Source organism: Clostridium sp. 001 (assembly GCF_019056555.1).
GTDB lineage: Bacteria > Bacillota > Clostridia > Clostridiales > Clostridiaceae > Clostridium_B > Clostridium_B ragsdalei.
In genome coordinates, this window is sequence record NZ_CP020473.1 from 3,068,253 (window position 1) to 3,087,513 (window position 19,261).

Genomic DNA, 19,261 nt, shown 5'->3' on the forward strand with positions numbered 1-19,261 from the left:
AGGAGGAATCCGTGAGATGATTGACTTAAAAAATGTGTATAAAACCTTTAATAGGGATGGTATGAAAATTGAGGCTTTGAAAGGAATTAACATAAAAGTAGATAAAGGAGATATATATGGAGTTATAGGTTTTAGTGGAGCAGGAAAAAGTACGCTTTTAAGAATGGTTAATTTTCTTGAAAAACCTACATCTGGAAGTGTACTTGTTAATGGGCAAGATATTAGTAAACTCAATAAAAAGCAGCTTATAAGTACTAGAAGAAAAATAGGAATGGTTTTTCAACATTTTAATCTTTTAAATTCAAAAACTGTTTTTGCAAATGTAGCTCTTCCTTTAATTCTTGATCATGTTCCTAAAAATGAAATATCAAATAGGGTAAATGATCTTCTTAAATTTGTAGGCCTGGATAATAGAACAAAAAATTATCCAGATGAACTATCAGGCGGACAAAAGCAGAGAGTTGGGATCGCCAGGGCACTTGCTACAAATCCACAAATACTATTATGTGATGAAGCTACATCTGCTTTAGATCCACAAACTACGGAATCAATACTCGAACTTTTAAAAAGAGTAAATAAAGAATATGATATTACTATTTTGCTAATAACCCATCAAATGAATGTAATACAGAAAATTTGTAACAAAGTTGCTGTAATGGAGAAAGGAGAGATAGTAGAGAAGGGAAGAGTAATAGATGTTTTTGGAAATCCAAAAGAAAAAGTTACAAAAGATTTTGTACATAGTGTAACTAATGACGATATTCCAATAAGCATATTAAATCTTATTAAAAACAACAGACAGAATAGTCAAAATAGAAAATTCTTTAGGCTTAAATTTATGGGAAATTCAACACTTACACCTATGATATCTATGGCAACGAAAAAATTTAATGCTGAAATAAACGTGCTTAATGCAAGTGTTACAGAACTTCAGGACACACCTATGGTAAATATGGTAATAGAACTCGAATGTGATTCTACTTTAGCTGAAGAAATTGTTAAATATATTGAAAGTAAAAATATTTTAGTAGAGGAGGTGGCATAAAATGCAGACTATAACTATATCGCAGATTTATACTGCAATATTACAAACACTGTACATGATTTTCATACCACTTTTAATAGGATCTGTAGTAGGAACTCTTTTGGGAGTATTAATGGTAGTAACAAGGCCTAATGGAATACTGGAAAATAAATACATCTATAATGTTTTAAATCCTATTATAAATATATTTCGTTCTTTGCCATTTATAATTTTAATGGTTGCAATAGTACCTTTTACTAAACTTATAGTAGGTTCATCTATAGGTACGAGTGCTGCATTAGTTCCTCTTACTATTTTTATTACTCCTTATATTGCAAGACTTGTGGAAAATTCTATTTTGGAAGTAGATAGTGGAACTATAGAAGCTGCGGAGGCAATGGGTGCTACGTCTTTTCAGATAATATGGCATTTCCTTCTTCCTGAAGCAATGGGATCACTTGTGCTTTCACTTACTACTGCTACGATAGGTCTTATAGGAGCTACTGCAATGGCAGGAACTGTAGGTGGTGGAGGAATAGGAGATGTAGCTATATCCTATGGATATGAGAGATTTGATACAGAAGTAATGGTTATTACGGTAATTTTACTTGTAATATTTGTACAATTTATACAGACAATAGGTAATATAATAGCTAGAAAAGTAAGAAGAAATTAAAAATTTTGAGGGGGAAAACATAATGATAAGAAAATTTTTAAAAACTACTATAACATCACTGCTTATAATTACGTCGGCAATAGGATTGTCAGCATGTGGATCAAAAAACAGCAGTGATTCAAGCGAAAAGAAAGAGATAAAGCTGGGAGTTTCTCCTGGACCTTACAACGATCTTTTTAACGCAGGCGTAAAACCTATTCTTGAAAAAGAAGGTTATAAGGTTAATTTGGTAAATTTCTCGGAACTTCTTTCATCTGAGGTTGCCCTGACAGAAGGAAGTGTTGATTTTAACGTTGCACAACATAATGCTTATGTTAAAGCGTATAATAAGGAGAAAAAGGCAAATCTTGTTTCTATAATAAAAATACCAACAGTGAGGGCAGGAATTTTTTCGAACAAGCATAAATCAATGAGTGAAGTTAAGCAGGGGGATAAAGTATTTATTCCTAAAGACCCATCAAATGCAGCTAGAGCTTATGCATTACTTGAAAAAGCAGGATGGATTAAGATAAAATCAGGTGTAGTAAAGACACTTGCAACTCAAAAAGATATAGTTGAGAATAAAAATAACATAAAAATAATTGAAATGGATTCTTCACAAATACCACGTTCTATGAATGAAGCAGATTATGCCGTACTTCCAGGGGCTATTGAATATATGGCAAAAATAGATGCATCGAAAGCACTTATTTCAGAAACACTTTCAGATGATCTTTATATAACTGTTGCAGTGGATGGAAAAAATAAAAATGCTAAATGGGCACAGGATATAATAAAAGCTTATAAATCACAAGATTTTAAGAATTACATAAAGACACATAATTCTAAAGGATATTGGGTTCTTCCTGATGATCTTAAGTAAGTTAATATTTAATATGTAGGTTATCAAAGAACAAATAGCAAATAAAAAATAACAGATGATGAGGAATTTCTTATTTAAACTTTGATATTTGTTCTTTGAACTTTTTAAAAGTTTGCTATTAAGTATTGACAGCTAGCTAAAAATACAGTATAATACTAAATTGTAGCGAAGAAAAAAACAATATATAAGGAAATTAGTAGAAATAGCAATTTTTGATAATAAATCTGGTGGTAATGACGTGAAGGTAACACCCCTTTCCATACCGAACAGGAAGGTTAAGCTTCACAGTGCCAATGGTACTGCAGGGGAGGCCCTGTGGGAGAATAGGTCGCTGCCAGGTAATTTTTTTGGCCAGATAGCTCAGTCGGTAGAGCAGAGGACTGAAAATCCTCGTGTCCCTGGTTCGATTCCTGGTCTGGCCACCAAAAGTTTATATTAAAAAAGCTTCAAGTTATATGTGAGGCTTTTTTTTCGTATAAAAGAAAACTTATTGATGTGACGATTTTTTTTAAGGGGATGTGAAATATGAATAAAGGTGTTTTAAAATCTAGCATGTTGCTTTTAATAACCTCTGCTATATGGGGATTTGCATTTGTAGCACAAAGAGTGGGTATGAATTATGTAGGTGCGTTTACTTTTAATGGAGTAAGATTTGGACTAGGTGCTTTTTCTTTACTTCCACTTATAATATTTTATAAAGAAAAGGATAAAAATAAAGAAAAAAATAAAAGTTTTAAAAGCGTATTTTTATCTGGACTTTTTACAGGATTAATAGTGTTTTTAGCTTCTTCTTTCCAACAAGTAGGCCTTATAGGAACTACAGCAGGAAAAGCTGCTTTTATAACTGGATTGTACATTGTATTTGTTCCAATTATGGGTATGTTCTTAAAACGACATATAGGGCTGAATTCATGGATTGGAGCTTTAATTGCTGTGGTAGGATTATACTTTTTATGCGTTACAAGTAGTTTTTTTATATCACACAGTGATTTACTTGAACTTGGAAGTGCCTTTTTCTTTGCGGTTCAAATAATTTTAATAGATATTTTTTCTAAAAAGTTTGATACACTCAAACTGGCATTTTTTCAATTTATAACTTGTTCGGTTTTAAGTTTAATAACAGCTATTTTATTTGAAAGTATAACAATAAGTGGAGTTTTACAGGCTGCAATACCTATTCTATATGGTGGTATATTTTCAGTGGGAATTGCATATACATTGCAAATTGTCGCACAAAAAAATGCTGAACCAACACATGCAGCTATTATAATGAGTATGGAATCAGTTTTTGCAGCTATTGGAGGTTTTTTAGTTTTGAATGAATATTTAAGTTTAAGGGCAATGTTTGGATGTGGCCTTATGCTTGCAGGTATGATTATATGTCAGGTGAAACCTAGGGAAATTTGCCATGTAAAAGTTGAAGCTTGTAAAAAGAGGTAATACATAAGGAAAGTGTCATATTTAAAGTCAATTAAATAGTCATCTATTATGTATGTTTTTAGTAAAATATGTTATAATGTTGGAGACGATTTCAATAAAAGTTTTGAATTTAATGATAAGAGGGGATATCATGGATAAAGTAATTACAATAGGCAAAAAAGATTTTCAAATAGGAAAAAGGACTTACATTATGGGTATACTTAATGTTACACCAGATTCTTTCTCTGATGGCGGAAAATTTAACAATATAGAGCTGGCTATAAAACATGCTAAACAGATGGAGGAAGAAGGGGCAGATATAATAGATGTAGGTGGAGAATCTACAAGACCAAGCTATGATCCTGTATCTGAGCAGGAAGAACTAGAAAGAGTTATTCCAATAATAGGCAAATTAAGTAGGTGTGTAGACATTCCTATTTCTATAGATACATATAAGGGAAAAGTTGCAGAAGAATCTATAAAAGCAGGAGCATCCTTAATAAATGATGTTTGGGGATTTAAAAGAGACCCTTATATGGCAGAAGTAGCTGCACATTATAGAGTTCCTTGCTGTTTGATGCATAACAGAGATAATAGAAATTATAAAAATTTGATGAATGACGTACTAACTGATTTACAGGAAAGCATAGATATAGCGTTAAAAGCTGGAGTTGATGCCAAAAATATAATAACAGATCCAGGTATAGGTTTTGCTAAAGATTATGAACAAAATTTAGCTGTTATGAATCAGTTAGAAAGGCTTTCAGAACTAGGGTATCCAGTACTTTTAGGAACTTCTAGAAAATCAATGGTAGGAAATGCATTAGATCTTCCGGTAAATGAAAGAATAGAAGGAACTGTAGCTACTACAGTAATAGGAATAATGAAAAAGTGTGATTTTGTAAGGGTTCATGATGTAAAGGAAAATAAAAGAGCTGCTGTAATGGCAGATGCTATAGTAAGAAGGTAGCCTTGCTAAGTGAATTAAATCACTTGTGCAATGCCAGCTTAAATGATATAATCTTGTTATTTAATTAACTAAGTATGTTTCAGGGGAAGGAGAAATATTGGGTAAGCTTTTTTAAACTCAATATACATTTATCATGGATGAAAAAAAGATTAGAGAAGCAGTGAAAATGATGCTTGAAGCTATAGGAGAAGATCCTGAAAGAGAAGGATTGGTTGAGACACCTGATAGAATTGCTAGAATGTATAAAGAGATATTTGAAGGATTGGATGAAAGTCCTGAAAAACATTTGAGAAAAGTATTTACTGTAGATAGTGATGATATTGTACTTGAAAAAGATATAACATTTTACTCCATGTGTGAGCACCATCTTCTGCCATTTTACGGAAAAGCACATATAGCGTATATACCTGATGGGAAAGTTGTAGGACTAAGTAAACTGGCTAGAACTGTTGAAGTTTTTGCAAAGAGACTTCAACTTCAAGAGAGAATGTCTGCTCAAATTGCTGATGCAATGATGAAATATGTAAAAGTTAAGGGAGTTATGGTTGTAGTTGAAGCTGAGCATATGTGTATGACTATGAGGGGAATAAAAAAACCTGGAAGTAAGACTGTTACAGCAGTTGCTAGGGGACTTTTTAAAAGTGAACCTAGACTTAGGGATGAAGTTTATAGAATGATAAATATGGAATAGAGCGTGGTGTTGAATTTGAAAAAAGTTAATGCTATTTTAAAAAACCGTAAGTTTTGTACTTATTTATCTAAAATTAATAAGCTTGAAGAAAATAGAAAGTATTGCAAACACAGTATTCAACATTTACTGGATGTGGCTAGGATTACTTATATAAAAGTGTTGGAACAAAATATTCATGTAGAAAAAGAAATTATATATGCAGCTGCTCTGCTGCATGATATAGGAAGATGGCAGCAATATGAAGAGGGCATACCTCATGAATTAGCTAGTATTAAGTTAGGAAAAGATATTTTGGATGAGTGCGGATTTGACAACGAAGAAGAAAATGAAATATTTGATTTGATAAGTAATCATAGAAAAAAGAATTCTGATAACTTAATTCAAAATATATTTTATGATAGTGACAAAGCATGTAGAAATTGTTTTATGTGTAAATCTATTTCAGATTGTAATTGGCCAGATGAAAAGAAAAACTATAGTATTAAATATTGATTAGTTTTAGTTAGGGGATGTTATGTATGGATGCCATATATGTGGAGGATTTAGAAGTATATGCTTATCATGGGGTAAATCAAGCTGAAAAAGATATGGGGCAAAGATTTCTTATATCACTACAAATATTTTTAAATTTAAGTGAAGCAGGAAAAAGTGATGACCTGAGTAAAACTATTAATTACGCTAGATTATGCTGTGAAGTAGAGGAAGAATTTAAAAGGGAAAAATATGATCTTATTGAAAAGGCTGCAGAGTCACTAGCTAATTTTATATTGAAAAAGTATACAGCAATAGAAAAAGTGACAGTTAAAATAAAAAAGCCTTGGGCACCTATAGGAAAGCCATTAAAGTGGGTAGCGGTAGAAATAAATAGGTGCTGGCATACAGCTTATATTTCAATTGGTTCTAATTTGGGTGATAAAGAGAAAAATATAAGAGATGCCATAGATATAATAGATTCTTCACCTTATAATAATGTAGCAAAAATATCTAAATTATATGAAACTAAACCCGTGGGATATTTAGATCAGGATAATTTTTTAAATGGTGCTCTAGAGGTTAAAACCTTAATGGAGCCTAGAGATTTAATGGATTTTTTATTAGAAGTAGAGAAGCAGTTAAAAAGGGAGAGAATAATAAAATGGGGGCCTAGAACTATAGACTTGGATGTAATATTATATGATAACTTGGTTACATCAGAAGAAAAGATTATAATTCCCCATCCAAGAATGCATGAGAGATTATTTGTTTTAAAGCCATTGTCAGATATTGCACCTTATGTTATTCATCCTGTTTTAAATGATAGAATCATAAATTTGACTCATGAGTTAGAAAAAACACAAGAATTGTAAAGTTGTAAGTTAAAAATAATTTTGCATATAGTTTATATGCAAAATTATTTTTTAGAATATATACTTTGATACATAATACTAAGTTATAGTAATAAATATATCATATACAAACATAACACAATTTTAGTAATGGAGTGGAATATTGAAATGGATATTAAAATTAGACAAGTATCTATAGAGGATTTAAATGCAGTATCAGAAGTGGAGAGTATTTGTTTTCCAAAGGCAGAAGCAGCTACAAAAGAATCCTTTAACCAGCGTATAAAAACATTTCCTCAAAGTTTTTTTATAGCAGAAGTAAATGGCAAAATAATTGGCTTTATAAATGGGTGCATTATAAATGAAACTGTTATATGTGATGAACTATTTGAAGATTCTACGTTTCATGTTCCAAATGGACACTATCAGACTATTTTCGGACTCGATGTTATACCAGAGTATCGTAATCAGGGAATTGCAGCTCAGTTAATGAATCATATGATAGAATCAGCAAAGTCAGCAGGGCGAAAAGGAGTTATCTTGACTTGTAAAGAGAGACTTATCCCTTATTATTCGAAATTTGGGTATAAAAATAAAGGTGTATCCAAATCAGTACATGGTGGTGCTAAGTGGTATGATATGATTTTAGAATTTTAAAATGTAGTTCAAAACAGGATCCGTTTTATTAATGTAATCTTTTATAGAGAATTCAATTATCTTATCAGGTGTAAAGGTACTGCTGTTGTCATTGGAACTTTTATTAAACTGTGTGGAATAACTTATTTTCATCTTTGAATTTGGAAGTTCAAATTCCTTTACAGCACCATAGTGATTTGGTTTACCACTAGTAACTTCCCCTACAAAAGTTGCATTAGTATCCTTTTTTAGTAGCACAGTATCAACTATTGCAGATGAAAAGGTATTTCTTCCAACTATTACAAATAGATGATTTTTATAATTTAACTTTTTGTTTTTAAGCCAGTCTATAATTGGTTTTATATATTTATCACTTCCACCGGAATTATCTCTCATATCAATTACAAATTTATTAGTATTATGAGTATTCATGAAATTTAACATTTGAGCTATAAAATCTTCTATGGATTTACCTGAGTCCTCATCACTTTGGCACTTATTGTATTTAAAATATACTGTTTTTTCATCATTCAAATATTTATACCAGTAATTCAGGTTACCCTTTTGCATATAAAGAGGATATGAACTATTATACTTTTCATTTACAATAAATTTTTCACCAATTTTGTGTTTATCCATAGGGTTTATATTTAAATTAAAAGTTTTTCCATTACTGCCTTCAAAAGTAAAGACCGCTTTATTTGTATCAGATACAACTTTTATGCCGTGAAGAATTTCAGGATTCGATAGATATTTTGGTATATTTTTTTTAATCATTGCTTCATTGTCATTTACTATTAAGGGTAAAATGGCTTCTTGGACATTTTTCATATCTTTTCCATTTATCTTTATGAGTTTTGCATAAAGAGCTTTTTTATACTCATTTGTGGTATTTACAACATATACACCTTCTTTAAAATAGTAAAATTCCATTGGATATGCATTTAAGGTTTCCCTATATGCAGATGTATGTGAATCTCCTATGGATGCAGTTATTTTATAGATACTAGCAGCTATTTCATCGTCATTTAAATTATCTACTGAATTTTTTAGTGTATTTATTTCATCATTGAACTTTTCTTCATTTGTTTTAAAAAATAGGTTTACATGTTTTCTAGGAAGAGCCTTTTGCATATAACTTAAATCCTTTTTCCACTTTGTATTTCTATCTCCGCCTAAATACTGAGATTCACATCCTACTGCAACCATAGAAAGAAAAAGTAATACAAAGCAAAAGCCTAATTTTATAAATTTATTCATCATTAACTCCTTTTAGTTTATATCTTTTTTGTTAAATTCATATATAGAAATACTTATAAAAAATATAAAACACAAAACACTTGAAATTGTAATATAATTCAAATCAACATGCGCATTTGAATAAAAATAATCTACTGAAAGCCATGGTGACAGTAGTGGAATATATTTTGCACAATATGAAAAAGACTGAGTTCTAAGTAGACATGACAAAATAAACCCTAATATACAATAAGTCATTGGCATTATAATATTCCTGCTCAAGTTTGCAATTAATACAGGAATTGGAACTAATAAAAATTGAAATAACATAGATAATATATTTGCTTTTAAATCCTTTGTTATAACATTTATCTCGGGTAAATTTCCATTTAAAAAGTAATAGCTTAATGGTATTGATATGATTTCGATAACATATGTTAAAAAAATCAATATATATATTACAACTAATTTTGACATGAAAATTTTTAATTTGCTTGCCGGATAAGCGTATAATACATTAGCTGTCTTATCTGTAAATTCCCTTGAAAATACATATGCCGATATTATTGAAAATAATACTATAAACAGCATTATAAAATTTGTCTGTTCTATATTGTAAGCATATTTTTCAAAAGACATGTTAACTTCAGTTATATGTCTTGCAGCAAACATGAGTATTGTCATAATTGTTCCGCCAATCAAAATAAGAGGTGCAATGCAAGTCTTTTTCAATTTAAAAAATTCTGAGTATATCATATTTAACATTTTAGAATTCCTCCATTAAAATTAGTTTATATCTCCATTAATATAGTGATATAAACATAGAAATATAGATACACCAAAAGTTAAAACTATACTTGAAATTACAAGCACATAATCAATTGGATCACCTTTATAAAAATAATATATAGGCAATGCAGGAAACATGAGTGGGTTCACCTGCATATATATGCCCATAAGCATCATAAATGCAGAAGATACAGCTCCAAGTATGCCATATATTACAGGAAAGATAATGTTCTTCGTTAAGTTCCCAATTAATATTGGAATCGGCATTAGCAAAAACTGAAATAGCATGGAATATAAGTTGACTTCTATATCTTTAACAATAAGATAAGATGGAAGTAAATTTCCCCATGATATATAAAGTGTCAAATATGTGGATATAAATTGAATGAAATATGCAAATGCAATTATTACATACACTGTAATTAATTTTCCAATGAAAATTTTTATTCTAGAAGATGGATAAACAAATAAAGTATTTGCAGTTTTATCTGTAAATTCTCTTGAGAAAACATAACTTGCTATTAATGAGAAAAAAACTATATATAAAAACTGAAAACAAATCACTTCTATGTTTACCCTATAATTCATAAATAAAGTATTTCTTAGTGTTTCTGAACTACCACTATAGTTGTTTGAAAGTGACTGAATACATTCAAGTATTGGAACAAAAATAGCAGCAATTAAAGTTATAATTACCAGATATGAATTTTTAAGCTTTAAAAATTCAGAGTATACTATGTTAAACATCTAATTGCCCCCTGTAAGCTTTATAAAATAATCTTCCAGACTGTCCACTTTTAAACATATTTCATCTACAAGTAAATCATTTGAAACTAAAGCTTTATTTATATTTGAAATTTCCTGAAGCTTTTCATAAACCCTAAAATTATTTTTTCCCCATATGACATAATCTTTTATTCCAAGTTTTTCTTCAAGCACAAAAGAAGCTTTTTTATCATTATCCACTTTGATATTTATATAATGTCTATTTCTTCTCTGAAGTTCGTCATAGGATATTTCTTCTAGGAGCTCTCCCTTATGAATTATGCCTATCTTATTTGCCATCTGCTGAACTTCGCTTAATATATGACTTGATATTAAAAACGTAATACCCTGCTTTTTACATAAGTCTATAATAAGTTCTCTTATTTCTTTAATTCCTATAGGATCAAGCCCATTAGTTGGTTCATCCAATATTAAAAATTCAGGATGATGCAAAAGTGACCTTGCAATCCCAAGCCTTTGCTTCATACCAAGTGAAAATTCTTTTACTTTTTTATTTTTAACATCACTTATACCTACTACTTTTAAAGTTTCATCTATGCAATTCTTACCCTGGACTCCCATCATCCGTCTGTGTATTTCCAAATTTTCACCTGCTGTTAGATTCGGATAAAATCCTGGATATTCTATCATTGAACCTATTCTCTCAAGAACTTTTCTATTTTTATTTGAGGTTTTTTCTGAGAAGAGTTCAATTTCTCCAGAAGTTGGTTTTATAAGTTCCATAACCATTCTTATGGTTGTAGTTTTCCCAGCACCATTTTGCCCAAGAAAGCCATATATATCACCTTTTTTTATGTGTATATTCAAATTTTTAATTGCACAAAAGTGTTTAAATTCTTTTGTCAAATTATAAGTTGTAAGAATGTCATCCATTGAGATACCTCCATATAATATATAATAAAAAAGGACTATGTTTATAATATACAACATAATCCTTACATGCTATTTAATAAGTTCTTACAATTTTCTTAAATTCTGCTTCACCGTAAATTTAAATTCTGTTCTTTCAAAAGGAATGCTGGATACAAAAATGTTTCCACCTAATGATTCAACCAACTTTTTTACTATTGTAAGTCCCAATCCACTGCTTTTTAAGTTTAACTTTCTGGATTTTTCTACGGTATACAATCTATCAAATACATAAGGCAAATCTTCTTTAGGTATTCCAGGTCCATTATCCCATACAGAAATAAAAACATTATCATTATCACAGCTTAAATCAATACCTATTTTAGTGGCATGTGAGCCGTACTTTAATGCGTTATTTATGAGATTTGCCAAAATTCTATTTAGTGATTTTTCGTCTGCCACAGCATAAACATCGTCTTTTTCAAGATTTAATTCAGGTTCAATATTTATCTTTTTAAATTCACTAAAGAAAAGTAATACGTTTTGTCTTACAATTTCACATATATTTATTTCTTTTACATCAAGTTTAAAGTCATTTGAGTCCATCTTTGAAATTTGAAAAAATTCTTCCATCATATTATAAAGATAATTTCCCTTACTGTAAGCTATCTTTATATAACGATCCTTTTCACTTTGAGTCAAATTACTATCATTTAACACTAGTTCTATATACCCAAGGATTGATGTAAGTGGTGTTCTCAAATCATGTGATATATTCGATATCATCCTTTTACGAGATTCTTCAATTGTATTACTTTTTTTTTGTACTTTTTGAAGTTCGTCTATCAATCCATTTATATTTACAATCAATTTACTCAAAGCTTTTACATGGGTTTGTGTTCTTATCCTTTGATTTAAATTTCCATTTAATATTTGATCAATGACTATTGAAATATAATTTGCTTTTTTATAAAAGCTCATTAGTATAAGTATTAGAAAAATTATTATGAATATCAAAACGCAATTTAATATACTCATATTATTCACCAAGTTTATATCCTATTCCCCATACAGTAATTATGTATTTAGGGTTGTTTGGATTATCTTCAATTTTGTTTCTAAGCCTCTTTATATGTACCATTACAGTATTATCATCGTGCAAATAGTCATTTTCCCAAACTCCATTAAATATTTGTGCTTTTGTAAAAACTCTATCAGGATTTTTAAGAAAAAACTTTAGAAGTTCAAATTCCTTTGGAGTCAAGTTTAGTTCTTTGCCTTCTTTAAAGAACTTATGATTTGAAGCATCTAATTTTAAAGATTTATATGTTAAAGTTGGATTTTTATCATGAACGTTATTGTAATATATGTATCTTCTGAGCTGAGCTTTGACTCTAGCTGCAAGTTCTCTTGTGGAAAATGGTTTTATCATATAATCATCAGCACCCATGCTGAGCCCTATAACTCTATCGGTTTCTTCATTTTTAGCGGAAAGAATAATAACGGGTACAGTACTATTTTCTCGTATTTTTCTTAAAACTTCTATACCATCTATATAAGGAAGCATTAAATCTAGAATAATCAATTGAAAAGAATTGTTGTATTTCTCAAGTGCATCTTTTCCGTCAAAAGCTTGTACTATATTATAATTTTCATTTTTTAAAGCATTATAGATTAGATTGTTTATTTCTTCATCGTCCTCTATAACAAGTATTTTAGATATATTCATTTAAAAAGCCTCTTTCATTAATTTTGTAATCCTACAATTATTATATAAAAATAGGGATATGTTTTTCAATGATGCAGCGGGTCAAAACAAAAATAAGTTTATCCGATGATTATTAACAGGTTTCTTAGTGTATTTGATCTGCTGATAGTTGCTTGCACAGAGTGTGTAGGAGTATTAGAGATGATAGTTATCTGATAAACACTATAATTGGGTTAAAATCAGTATAATCTCTACCGGGTGTATCTATGTGCGAAATATTGAGTATAAAAGAGAAATATTGATTATTTACAACATAATTTGTAATATTTGAATATAGAATGTCAGTAGTGTTATAAGAAATATGATAAGATTACATACGTTGCTTGAGCAGATGATAAATGTTGTTTGAGAGCCGCGTGAATTTATATTTTGTTAGTAGAAAAAAAGATGTTGACAAAATAAAAAAGACGTGATAAACTATAAAAGCTGTCGAAGTGAGGCGGCAAAATGATCCTTGAAAATTAAACAGAGGAAGATATAAGTACAACTTATTTAGAATAAACCAGCAATTCTTTTGAGCTGCGAGAGCAGCTAAAAAAGTAATTTCGTAAGAATAATGTATTATATTTTGCTAACAAGCTGAAATGTAATATATTAAAAATTGGTAGTAGCGAGCAAGACAAGGAAAAGTTTGAATGAGGAGCGGAGTTTACTTAAGTAAATGAGCACCGCAATGAAAACTTTGACGCAGTATTGCGAAGCTAATAGCAATTTTCTAAAATCAATAATAACGAGTAGTTCAAGGAAAACCTCGAGCGAGGAGCGGAGTTTACTTAAGTAAATGAGCACCACAGCGAAAGGTTTGACGCAGAAATGTGAAGTTAGTATTGATTTTCTATAGAGCCATATAAACTTTTAAATTAAGAGTTTGATCCTGGCTCAGGACGAACGCTGGCGGCGTGCTTAACACATGCAAGTCGAGCGATGAAGCTCCTTCGGGAGTGGATTAGCGGCGGACGGGTGAGTAACACGTGGGTAACCTACCTCAAAGAGGGGGATAGCCTCCCGAAAGGGAGATTAATACCGCATAATAATCAGTTTTCACATGGAAATTGATTTAAAGGAGTAATCCGCTTTGAGATGGACCCGCGGCGCATTAGCTAGTTGGTAGGGTAACGGCCTACCAAGGCGACGATGCGTAGCCGACCTGAGAGGGTGATCGGCCACATTGGAACTGAGAGACGGTCCAGACTCCTACGGGAGGCAGCAGTGGGGAATATTGCACAATGGGCGAAAGCCTGATGCAGCAACGCCGCGTGAGTGAAGAAGGTTTTCGGATTGTAAAGCTCTGTCTTTGGGGACGATAATGACGGTACCCAAGGAGGAAGCCACGGCTAACTACGTGCCAGCAGCCGCGGTAATACGTAGGTGGCGAGCGTTGTCCGGAATTACTGGGCGTAAAGAGTGCGTAGGCGGATATTTAAGTGAGATGTGAAATACCCGGGCTTAACCCGGGCACTGCATTTCAAACTGGATATCTAGAGTGCGGGAGAGGAGAATGGAATTCCTAGTGTAGCGGTGAAATGCGTAGAGATTAGGAAGAACACCAGTGGCGAAGGCGATTCTCTGGACCGTAACTGACGCTGAGGCACGAAAGCGTGGGTAGCAAACAGGATTAGATACCCTGGTAGTCCACGCCGTAAACGATGAGTACTAGGTGTAGGAGGTATCGACCCCTTCTGTGCCGCAGTAAACACAATAAGTACTCCGCCTGGGAAGTACGATCGCAAGATTAAAACTCAAAGGAATTGACGGGGGCCCGCACAAGCAGCGGAGCATGTGGTTTAATTCGAAGCAACGCGAAGAACCTTACCTGGACTTGACATACCCTGAATATCTTAGAGATAAGAGAAGCCCTTCGGGGCAGGGATACAGGTGGTGCATGGTTGTCGTCAGCTCGTGTCGTGAGATGTTAGGTTAAGTCCTGCAACGAGCGCAACCCCTGTTGTTAGTTGCTAACATTTAGTTGAGCACTCTAGCAAGACTGCCGCGGTTAACGCGGAGGAAGGTGGGGATGACGTCAAATCATCATGCCCCTTATGTCCAGGGCAACACACGTGCTACAATGGGCAGTACAGAGAGAAGCAAGACCGCGAGGTGGAGCAAACCTCAAAAACTGCCCCCAGTTCGGATTGTAGGCTGAAACTCGCCTACATGAAGTTGGAGTTGCTAGTAATCGCGAATCAGAATGTCGCGGTGAATACGTTCCCGGGCCTTGTACACACCGCCCGTCACACCATGAGAGCTGGCAACACCCGAAGTCCGTAGTCTAACTTAGGAGGACGCGGCCGAAGGTGGGGTTAGTAATTGGGGTGAAGTCGTAACAAGGTAGCCGTAGGAGAACCTGCGGCTGGATCACCTCCTTTCTAGGGAGTCGAAAGATAGAGTATAATCTATCTTATAAATTGATGGTTTAAGTAAGTTAATACTTAAAAATTGATAGTAACGAGTGTATCAAGGAAAAACATAAGCGAGGAACAGAGTTTACTAATGTAAATGAGTACCGCAGCGAATGATTTTGACGCCGATATACGAAGTTAATAGCAATTTTTCACTCTGTTTAATTTTGAAGGATCATAGATTCTTCACAGTATCACTTTTAAAATCTAAGTGATATGATGATAATAAAAAATTGATAGTAACGAGCAAGACAAGGAAAAACTTGAATGAGGAGCGGAATTTACTTATATAAATGAGCACCGAAATGAAAGTTTTGAGGTCGATTGTGAAGTTAATAGCAATTTTTTAAAAATAGAATAAAAATATTTTGGGGGTATAGCTCAGCTGGGAGAGCATCTGCCTTGCACGCAGAGGGTCAAGAGTTCGAATCTCTTTATCTCCACCATTTAGGGCTTATAGCTCAGCTGGTTAGAGCGCACGCCTGATAAGCGTGAGGTCGATGGTTCGAGTCCATTTAAGCCCACCAAAGGTTTTCATTAGAAAACCATTTTCAGTTTACAATGTAAATTGAAAAATTGTCCTTTGAAAATTGCACAGTAAATAAGAAATAAAGTAAAGCTAAGGTTAGAAATAACCTTTGTAGTAGATGTATTTCATTGTTGAAATACAATTTATGTATCGTTTTAAACATTTAAGATGATACAAAGAAAATTGGCAGTAACGAGTACAGCAAGGAAAAGACCGAATGAGGAGCGGAGTTTACTTATGTAAATGAGCACCGGAATGAGGTATTTGACGAAGCTGGACGAAGTTAATGACGATTTTCGATAATAAAGGTCAAGCTACAAAGGGCGCATGGAGGATGCCTTGGCACCAGGAGCCTAAGAAGGACGCGATAAGCTGCGAAAAGCTCTGGGTAGGCGCAAATAGCCAGAGAACCAGAGATATCCGAATGGGGAAACCCACCTAGATAACGCTAGGTACTGCAAACTGAATACATAGGTTTGTAGAGGCAAACCCGGGGAACTGAAACATCTAAGTACCCGGAGGAAGAGAAAGAAACATCGATTTCCTAAGTAGCGGCGAGCGAACGGGAAAGAGCCCAAACCAGGAACTTGTTCCTGGGGTTGCGGATAGGTCATAAATACTGTGAAGTGTTAATTGAAGAGAGCTGGAAGGCTCCGCCGGAGAAGGTAAAAGCCCTGTAAATGAAAGCAAAGAGCAGTCAGATCTAATCCAGAGTACCACGAGACACGAGAAACCTTGTGGGAAACAGGGAGGACCACCTCCCAAGGCTAAATACTACCTGGTGACCGATAGAGAAGGAGTACCGTGAGGGAAAGGTGAAAAGAACCCCGGGAGGGGAGTGAAATAGAACCTGAAACCGTGTGTCCACAAACAGTCGAAGTACGTAAAGTACGACGGCGTGCTTTTTGTAGAACGAGCCAGCGAGTTACGATATGCAGCAAGGTTAAGTACTTAAGGTACGGAGCCGGAGGGAAACCGAGTCTGAAAAGGGCGCGAAGTTGTATGTTGTAGACCCGAAACCGAGTGACCTATCCATGGCCAGGTTGAAGCGGAAGTAAAATTCCGTGGAGGACCGAACCACGTTGGTGTTGAAAAACCATGGGATGAGCTGTGGATAGCGGAGAAATTCCAATCGAACTCGGAGATAGCTGGTTCTCCTCGAAATAGCTTTAGGGCTAGCGTCGGAAATGAGTAATGGAGGTAGAGCACTGAATGGGGTAGGGGCTGACAACAGTTACTGAACCTTATCAAACTCCGAATGCCATATACTTGAATTCCGGCAGTCAGACTGCGAATGATAAGATCCGTGGTCAAAAGGGAAACAGCCCAGACCACCAGCTAAGGTCCCAAAGTGTAAGTTAAGTGGGAAAGGATGTGTGATTTCTAAGACAACTAGGATGTTGGCTCAGAAGCAGCCACTCATTTAAAGAGTGCGTAATAGCTCACTAGTCAAGAGATCATGCGCCGAAAATGTCCGGGGCTAAAACTTACCACCGAAGCTGTGGACTCGAAAGAGTGGTAGAGGAGCATCCTGTACGAGTTGAAGTTGTACCGGAAGGAACAGTGGATTGTACAGGAGAGAGAATGCTGGCATAAGTAGCGAGAAATAAGTGAGAATCTTATTGGTCGAAAACCTAAGGTTTCCTGGGGAAGGTTCGTCCGCCCAGGGTAAGTCGGGACCTAAGCCGAGGCCGAAAGGCGTAGGTGATGGACAATCGGTTGAAATTCCGATACCGCATAAAAGCGTTTGACAAAAGGGATGACGCAGGAGGATAAGGTGTGCATACAAATGGATGTATGTCTAAGCACCGAGTCAGGTATACCAGGAAAATCCGGTATATCAATGATGAGGTGTGATGGGGAACCCGCAAGGGGAAGTACCTGATTTCACGCTGCCGAGAAAAGTCTCTATGGAGCTTTTATGTGCCCGTACCGCAAACCGACACAGGTAGGTGAGGAGAGAATCCTAAGACCATCGGAAGAATTGTTGTTAAGGAACTAGGCAAATTAACTCCGTAACTTAGGGAGAAGGAGAGCCACGCAAGTGGCCGCAGAGAAAAGGCTCAAGCAACTGTTTATCAAAAACACAGGTTTCTGCTAAAGCGAAAGCTGAAGTATAGGAGCTGACGCCTGCCCGGTGCTGGAAGGTTAAGGGGAAGACTTAGCGCAAGCGAAGGTCAGAACTTAAGCCCCAGTAAACGGCGGCCGTAACTATAACGGTCCTAAGGTAGCGAAATTCCTTGTCGGGTAAGTTCCGACCCGCACGAATGGCGTAATGATTTGAGCACTGTCTCGACAACAAATCCGGCGAAATTGAAGTGCAAGTGAAGATGCTTGCTACCCGCGATTGGACGGAAAGACCCCGTAGAGCTTTACTGCAGTTTAGCACTGAATTTCGGTATTGTCTGTACAGGATAGGTGGGAGACTAGGAAGTAGTGGCGCCAGCCATTACCGAGTCGATGTTGGGATACCACCCTGACAGTACTGGAATTCTAACCGGGCTCCATGAAACTGGAGACGGGACAATGTTAGGCGGGCAGTTTGACTGGGGCGGTCGCCTCCTAAAAAGTAACGGAGGCGTACAAAGGTTCCCTCAGAAGGGTTAGAAATTCTTCGAAGAGTGCAAAGGCAGAAGGGAGCTTGACTGCGACACAAACAAGTGGAGCAGGGACGAAAGTCGGGCTTAGTGATCCGGTGGTACCTCGTGGGAGGGCCATCGCTCAACGGATAAAAGCTACCTCGGGGATAACAGGCTGATCTCCCCCAAGAGTTCACATCGACGGGGAGGTTTGGCACCTCGATGTCGGCTCGTCGCATCCTGGGGCTGAAGTAGGTCCCAAGGGTTGGGCTGTTCGCCCATTAAAGCGGCACGCGAGCTGGGTTCAGAACGTCGTGAGACAGTTCGGTCCCTATCCGTCGCGGGCGCAGGAAATTTGAGAGGAGCTGTCCTTAGTACGAGAGGACCGGGATGGACCGACCGCTGGTGAACCAGTTGTTCCGCCAGGAGCATAGCTGGGTAGCCAAGTTGGGAAGGGATAAACGCTGAAAGCATCTAAGTGTGAAGCCCACCTCAAGATAAGATTTCCCATAGCGTAAGCTAGTAAGACCCCTCGAAGAACACGAGGAGATAGGTCAGAGGTGTAAGCAGGGCAACTTGTTAAGCTGACTGATACTAATAGGTCGAGGGCTTGACCAAATAAAAACGAAAGAAAAGTTTACTGTGCAATTTTGAGAGGACAGAGTAATTTGAACTCTTAAAAGATAATAGAAAAGAAAATTGATAGAAATGGCAATTTTC

General features: G+C 35.0%; 15 protein-coding genes, 3 tRNA genes and 3 rRNA genes. 15 read left to right on the forward strand and 6 right to left on the reverse strand.

Annotated elements, in window-relative coordinates; translation table 11 throughout:
* Nucleotides 1-16: 16 nt before the first annotated feature.
* The 11 genes from B5S50_RS14260 (at nucleotide 17) to B5S50_RS14310 (ending at nucleotide 7,624) form a co-directional block, all read left to right on the forward strand.
* Nucleotides 17-1,045 (forward strand): methionine ABC transporter ATP-binding protein, encoded by a 1,029-nt coding sequence (locus B5S50_RS14260; protein ID WP_217302171.1) that lies wholly within the window; start codon nucleotides 17-19, stop codon nucleotides 1,043-1,045.
* Nucleotide 1,046: 1 nt separating this feature from the next.
* Nucleotides 1,047-1,700: a methionine ABC transporter permease gene (locus tag B5S50_RS14265; protein WP_217302172.1), complete on the forward strand. Its 654-nt coding sequence runs from the start codon at nucleotides 1,047-1,049 to the stop codon at nucleotides 1,698-1,700.
* Nucleotides 1,701-1,722: 22 nt separating this feature from the next.
* Nucleotides 1,723-2,562: a MetQ/NlpA family ABC transporter substrate-binding protein gene (locus tag B5S50_RS14270; RefSeq protein ID WP_217302173.1), complete on the forward strand. Its 840-nt coding sequence runs from the start codon at nucleotides 1,723-1,725 to the stop codon at nucleotides 2,560-2,562.
* A gap of 223 nt (nucleotides 2,563-2,785) precedes the next feature.
* Nucleotides 2,786-2,902, forward strand: a 5S ribosomal RNA gene (rrf, locus tag B5S50_RS14275).
* Nucleotides 2,903-2,911: 9 nt separating this feature from the next.
* A tRNA-Phe gene (locus tag B5S50_RS14280) sits at nucleotides 2,912-2,987 on the forward strand.
* A 100-nt stretch (nucleotides 2,988-3,087) separates the two neighbouring features.
* Entirely contained in the window at nucleotides 3,088-4,002 is a 915-nt protein-coding gene (locus B5S50_RS14285) for a DMT family transporter (RefSeq protein ID WP_217302174.1), read from the forward strand.
* Nucleotides 4,003-4,132: 130 nt separating this feature from the next.
* On the forward strand, nucleotides 4,133-4,951 hold the full coding sequence (gene folP / locus B5S50_RS14290) for a dihydropteroate synthase (RefSeq protein ID WP_217302175.1): 819 nt from the start codon (nucleotides 4,133-4,135) through the stop codon (nucleotides 4,949-4,951).
* A gap of 133 nt (nucleotides 4,952-5,084) precedes the next feature.
* The gene (folE, locus tag B5S50_RS14295; RefSeq protein ID WP_013237311.1) at nucleotides 5,085-5,642 is read left to right on the forward strand and encodes a GTP cyclohydrolase I FolE; all 558 of its coding nucleotides are present in this window, start codon (nucleotides 5,085-5,087) and stop codon (nucleotides 5,640-5,642) included.
* A 15-nt stretch (nucleotides 5,643-5,657) separates the two neighbouring features.
* Entirely contained in the window at nucleotides 5,658-6,134 is a 477-nt protein-coding gene (locus B5S50_RS14300) for an HD domain-containing protein (RefSeq protein WP_065079171.1), read from the forward strand.
* A gap of 26 nt (nucleotides 6,135-6,160) precedes the next feature.
* Complete coding sequence (folK, locus tag B5S50_RS14305; protein ID WP_065079170.1) at nucleotides 6,161-6,988, forward strand: 2-amino-4-hydroxy-6-hydroxymethyldihydropteridine diphosphokinase; 828 nt, start codon at nucleotides 6,161-6,163, stop codon at nucleotides 6,986-6,988.
* A 147-nt stretch (nucleotides 6,989-7,135) separates the two neighbouring features.
* Nucleotides 7,136-7,624, forward strand: coding sequence for a GNAT family N-acetyltransferase (locus B5S50_RS14310; RefSeq protein ID WP_065079169.1), 489 nt, complete (start codon nucleotides 7,136-7,138; stop codon nucleotides 7,622-7,624).
* Here B5S50_RS14310 and B5S50_RS14315 read toward each other — a convergent pair.
* From B5S50_RS14315 to B5S50_RS14340, 6 genes are all read right to left on the reverse strand, one after another.
* Nucleotides 7,613-8,863, reverse strand: a complete 1,251-nt coding sequence (locus B5S50_RS14315; RefSeq protein WP_217302176.1) for a S41 family peptidase — start codon at nucleotides 8,861-8,863, stop codon at nucleotides 7,613-7,615. The two genes, B5S50_RS14310 and B5S50_RS14315, sit on opposite strands and share 12 nt — an antisense overlap.
* A gap of 12 nt (nucleotides 8,864-8,875) precedes the next feature.
* Nucleotides 8,876-9,607: an ABC transporter permease gene (locus B5S50_RS14320; protein WP_065079167.1), complete on the reverse strand. Its 732-nt coding sequence runs from the start codon at nucleotides 9,605-9,607 to the stop codon at nucleotides 8,876-8,878.
* Nucleotides 9,608-9,628: 21 nt separating this feature from the next.
* Nucleotides 9,629-10,378, reverse strand: a complete 750-nt coding sequence (locus B5S50_RS14325; RefSeq protein ID WP_065079166.1) for an ABC transporter permease — start codon at nucleotides 10,376-10,378, stop codon at nucleotides 9,629-9,631.
* On the reverse strand, nucleotides 10,379-11,290 hold the full coding sequence (locus B5S50_RS14330) for an ABC transporter ATP-binding protein (RefSeq protein ID WP_217302177.1): 912 nt from the start codon (nucleotides 11,288-11,290) through the stop codon (nucleotides 10,379-10,381).
* Nucleotides 11,291-11,374: 84 nt separating this feature from the next.
* On the reverse strand, nucleotides 11,375-12,304 hold the full coding sequence (locus B5S50_RS14335; protein ID WP_217303813.1) for a sensor histidine kinase KdpD: 930 nt from the start codon (nucleotides 12,302-12,304) through the stop codon (nucleotides 11,375-11,377).
* Nucleotide 12,305: 1 nt separating this feature from the next.
* Nucleotides 12,306-12,995, reverse strand: coding sequence for a response regulator transcription factor (locus B5S50_RS14340; RefSeq protein WP_065079164.1), 690 nt, complete (start codon nucleotides 12,993-12,995; stop codon nucleotides 12,306-12,308).
* A gap of 895 nt (nucleotides 12,996-13,890) precedes the next feature.
* Here B5S50_RS14340 and B5S50_RS14345 point away from each other — a divergent pair.
* From B5S50_RS14345 to B5S50_RS14360, 4 genes are all read left to right on the forward strand, one after another.
* Nucleotides 13,891-15,400 (forward strand): 16S ribosomal RNA (locus B5S50_RS14345).
* Nucleotides 15,401-15,803: 403 nt separating this feature from the next.
* Nucleotides 15,804-15,879, forward strand: a tRNA-Ala gene (locus B5S50_RS14350).
* Nucleotides 15,880-15,883: 4 nt separating this feature from the next.
* A tRNA-Ile gene (locus tag B5S50_RS14355) sits at nucleotides 15,884-15,960 on the forward strand.
* Between the two features lie 309 nt (nucleotides 15,961-16,269).
* Nucleotides 16,270-19,159: ribosomal RNA gene (locus tag B5S50_RS14360) — 23S ribosomal RNA — on the forward strand.
* Together the 16S and 23S rRNA genes with 2 tRNA genes alongside form the textbook arrangement of a ribosomal RNA operon.
* The last annotated feature ends 102 nt before the right edge of the window (nucleotides 19,160-19,261 follow it).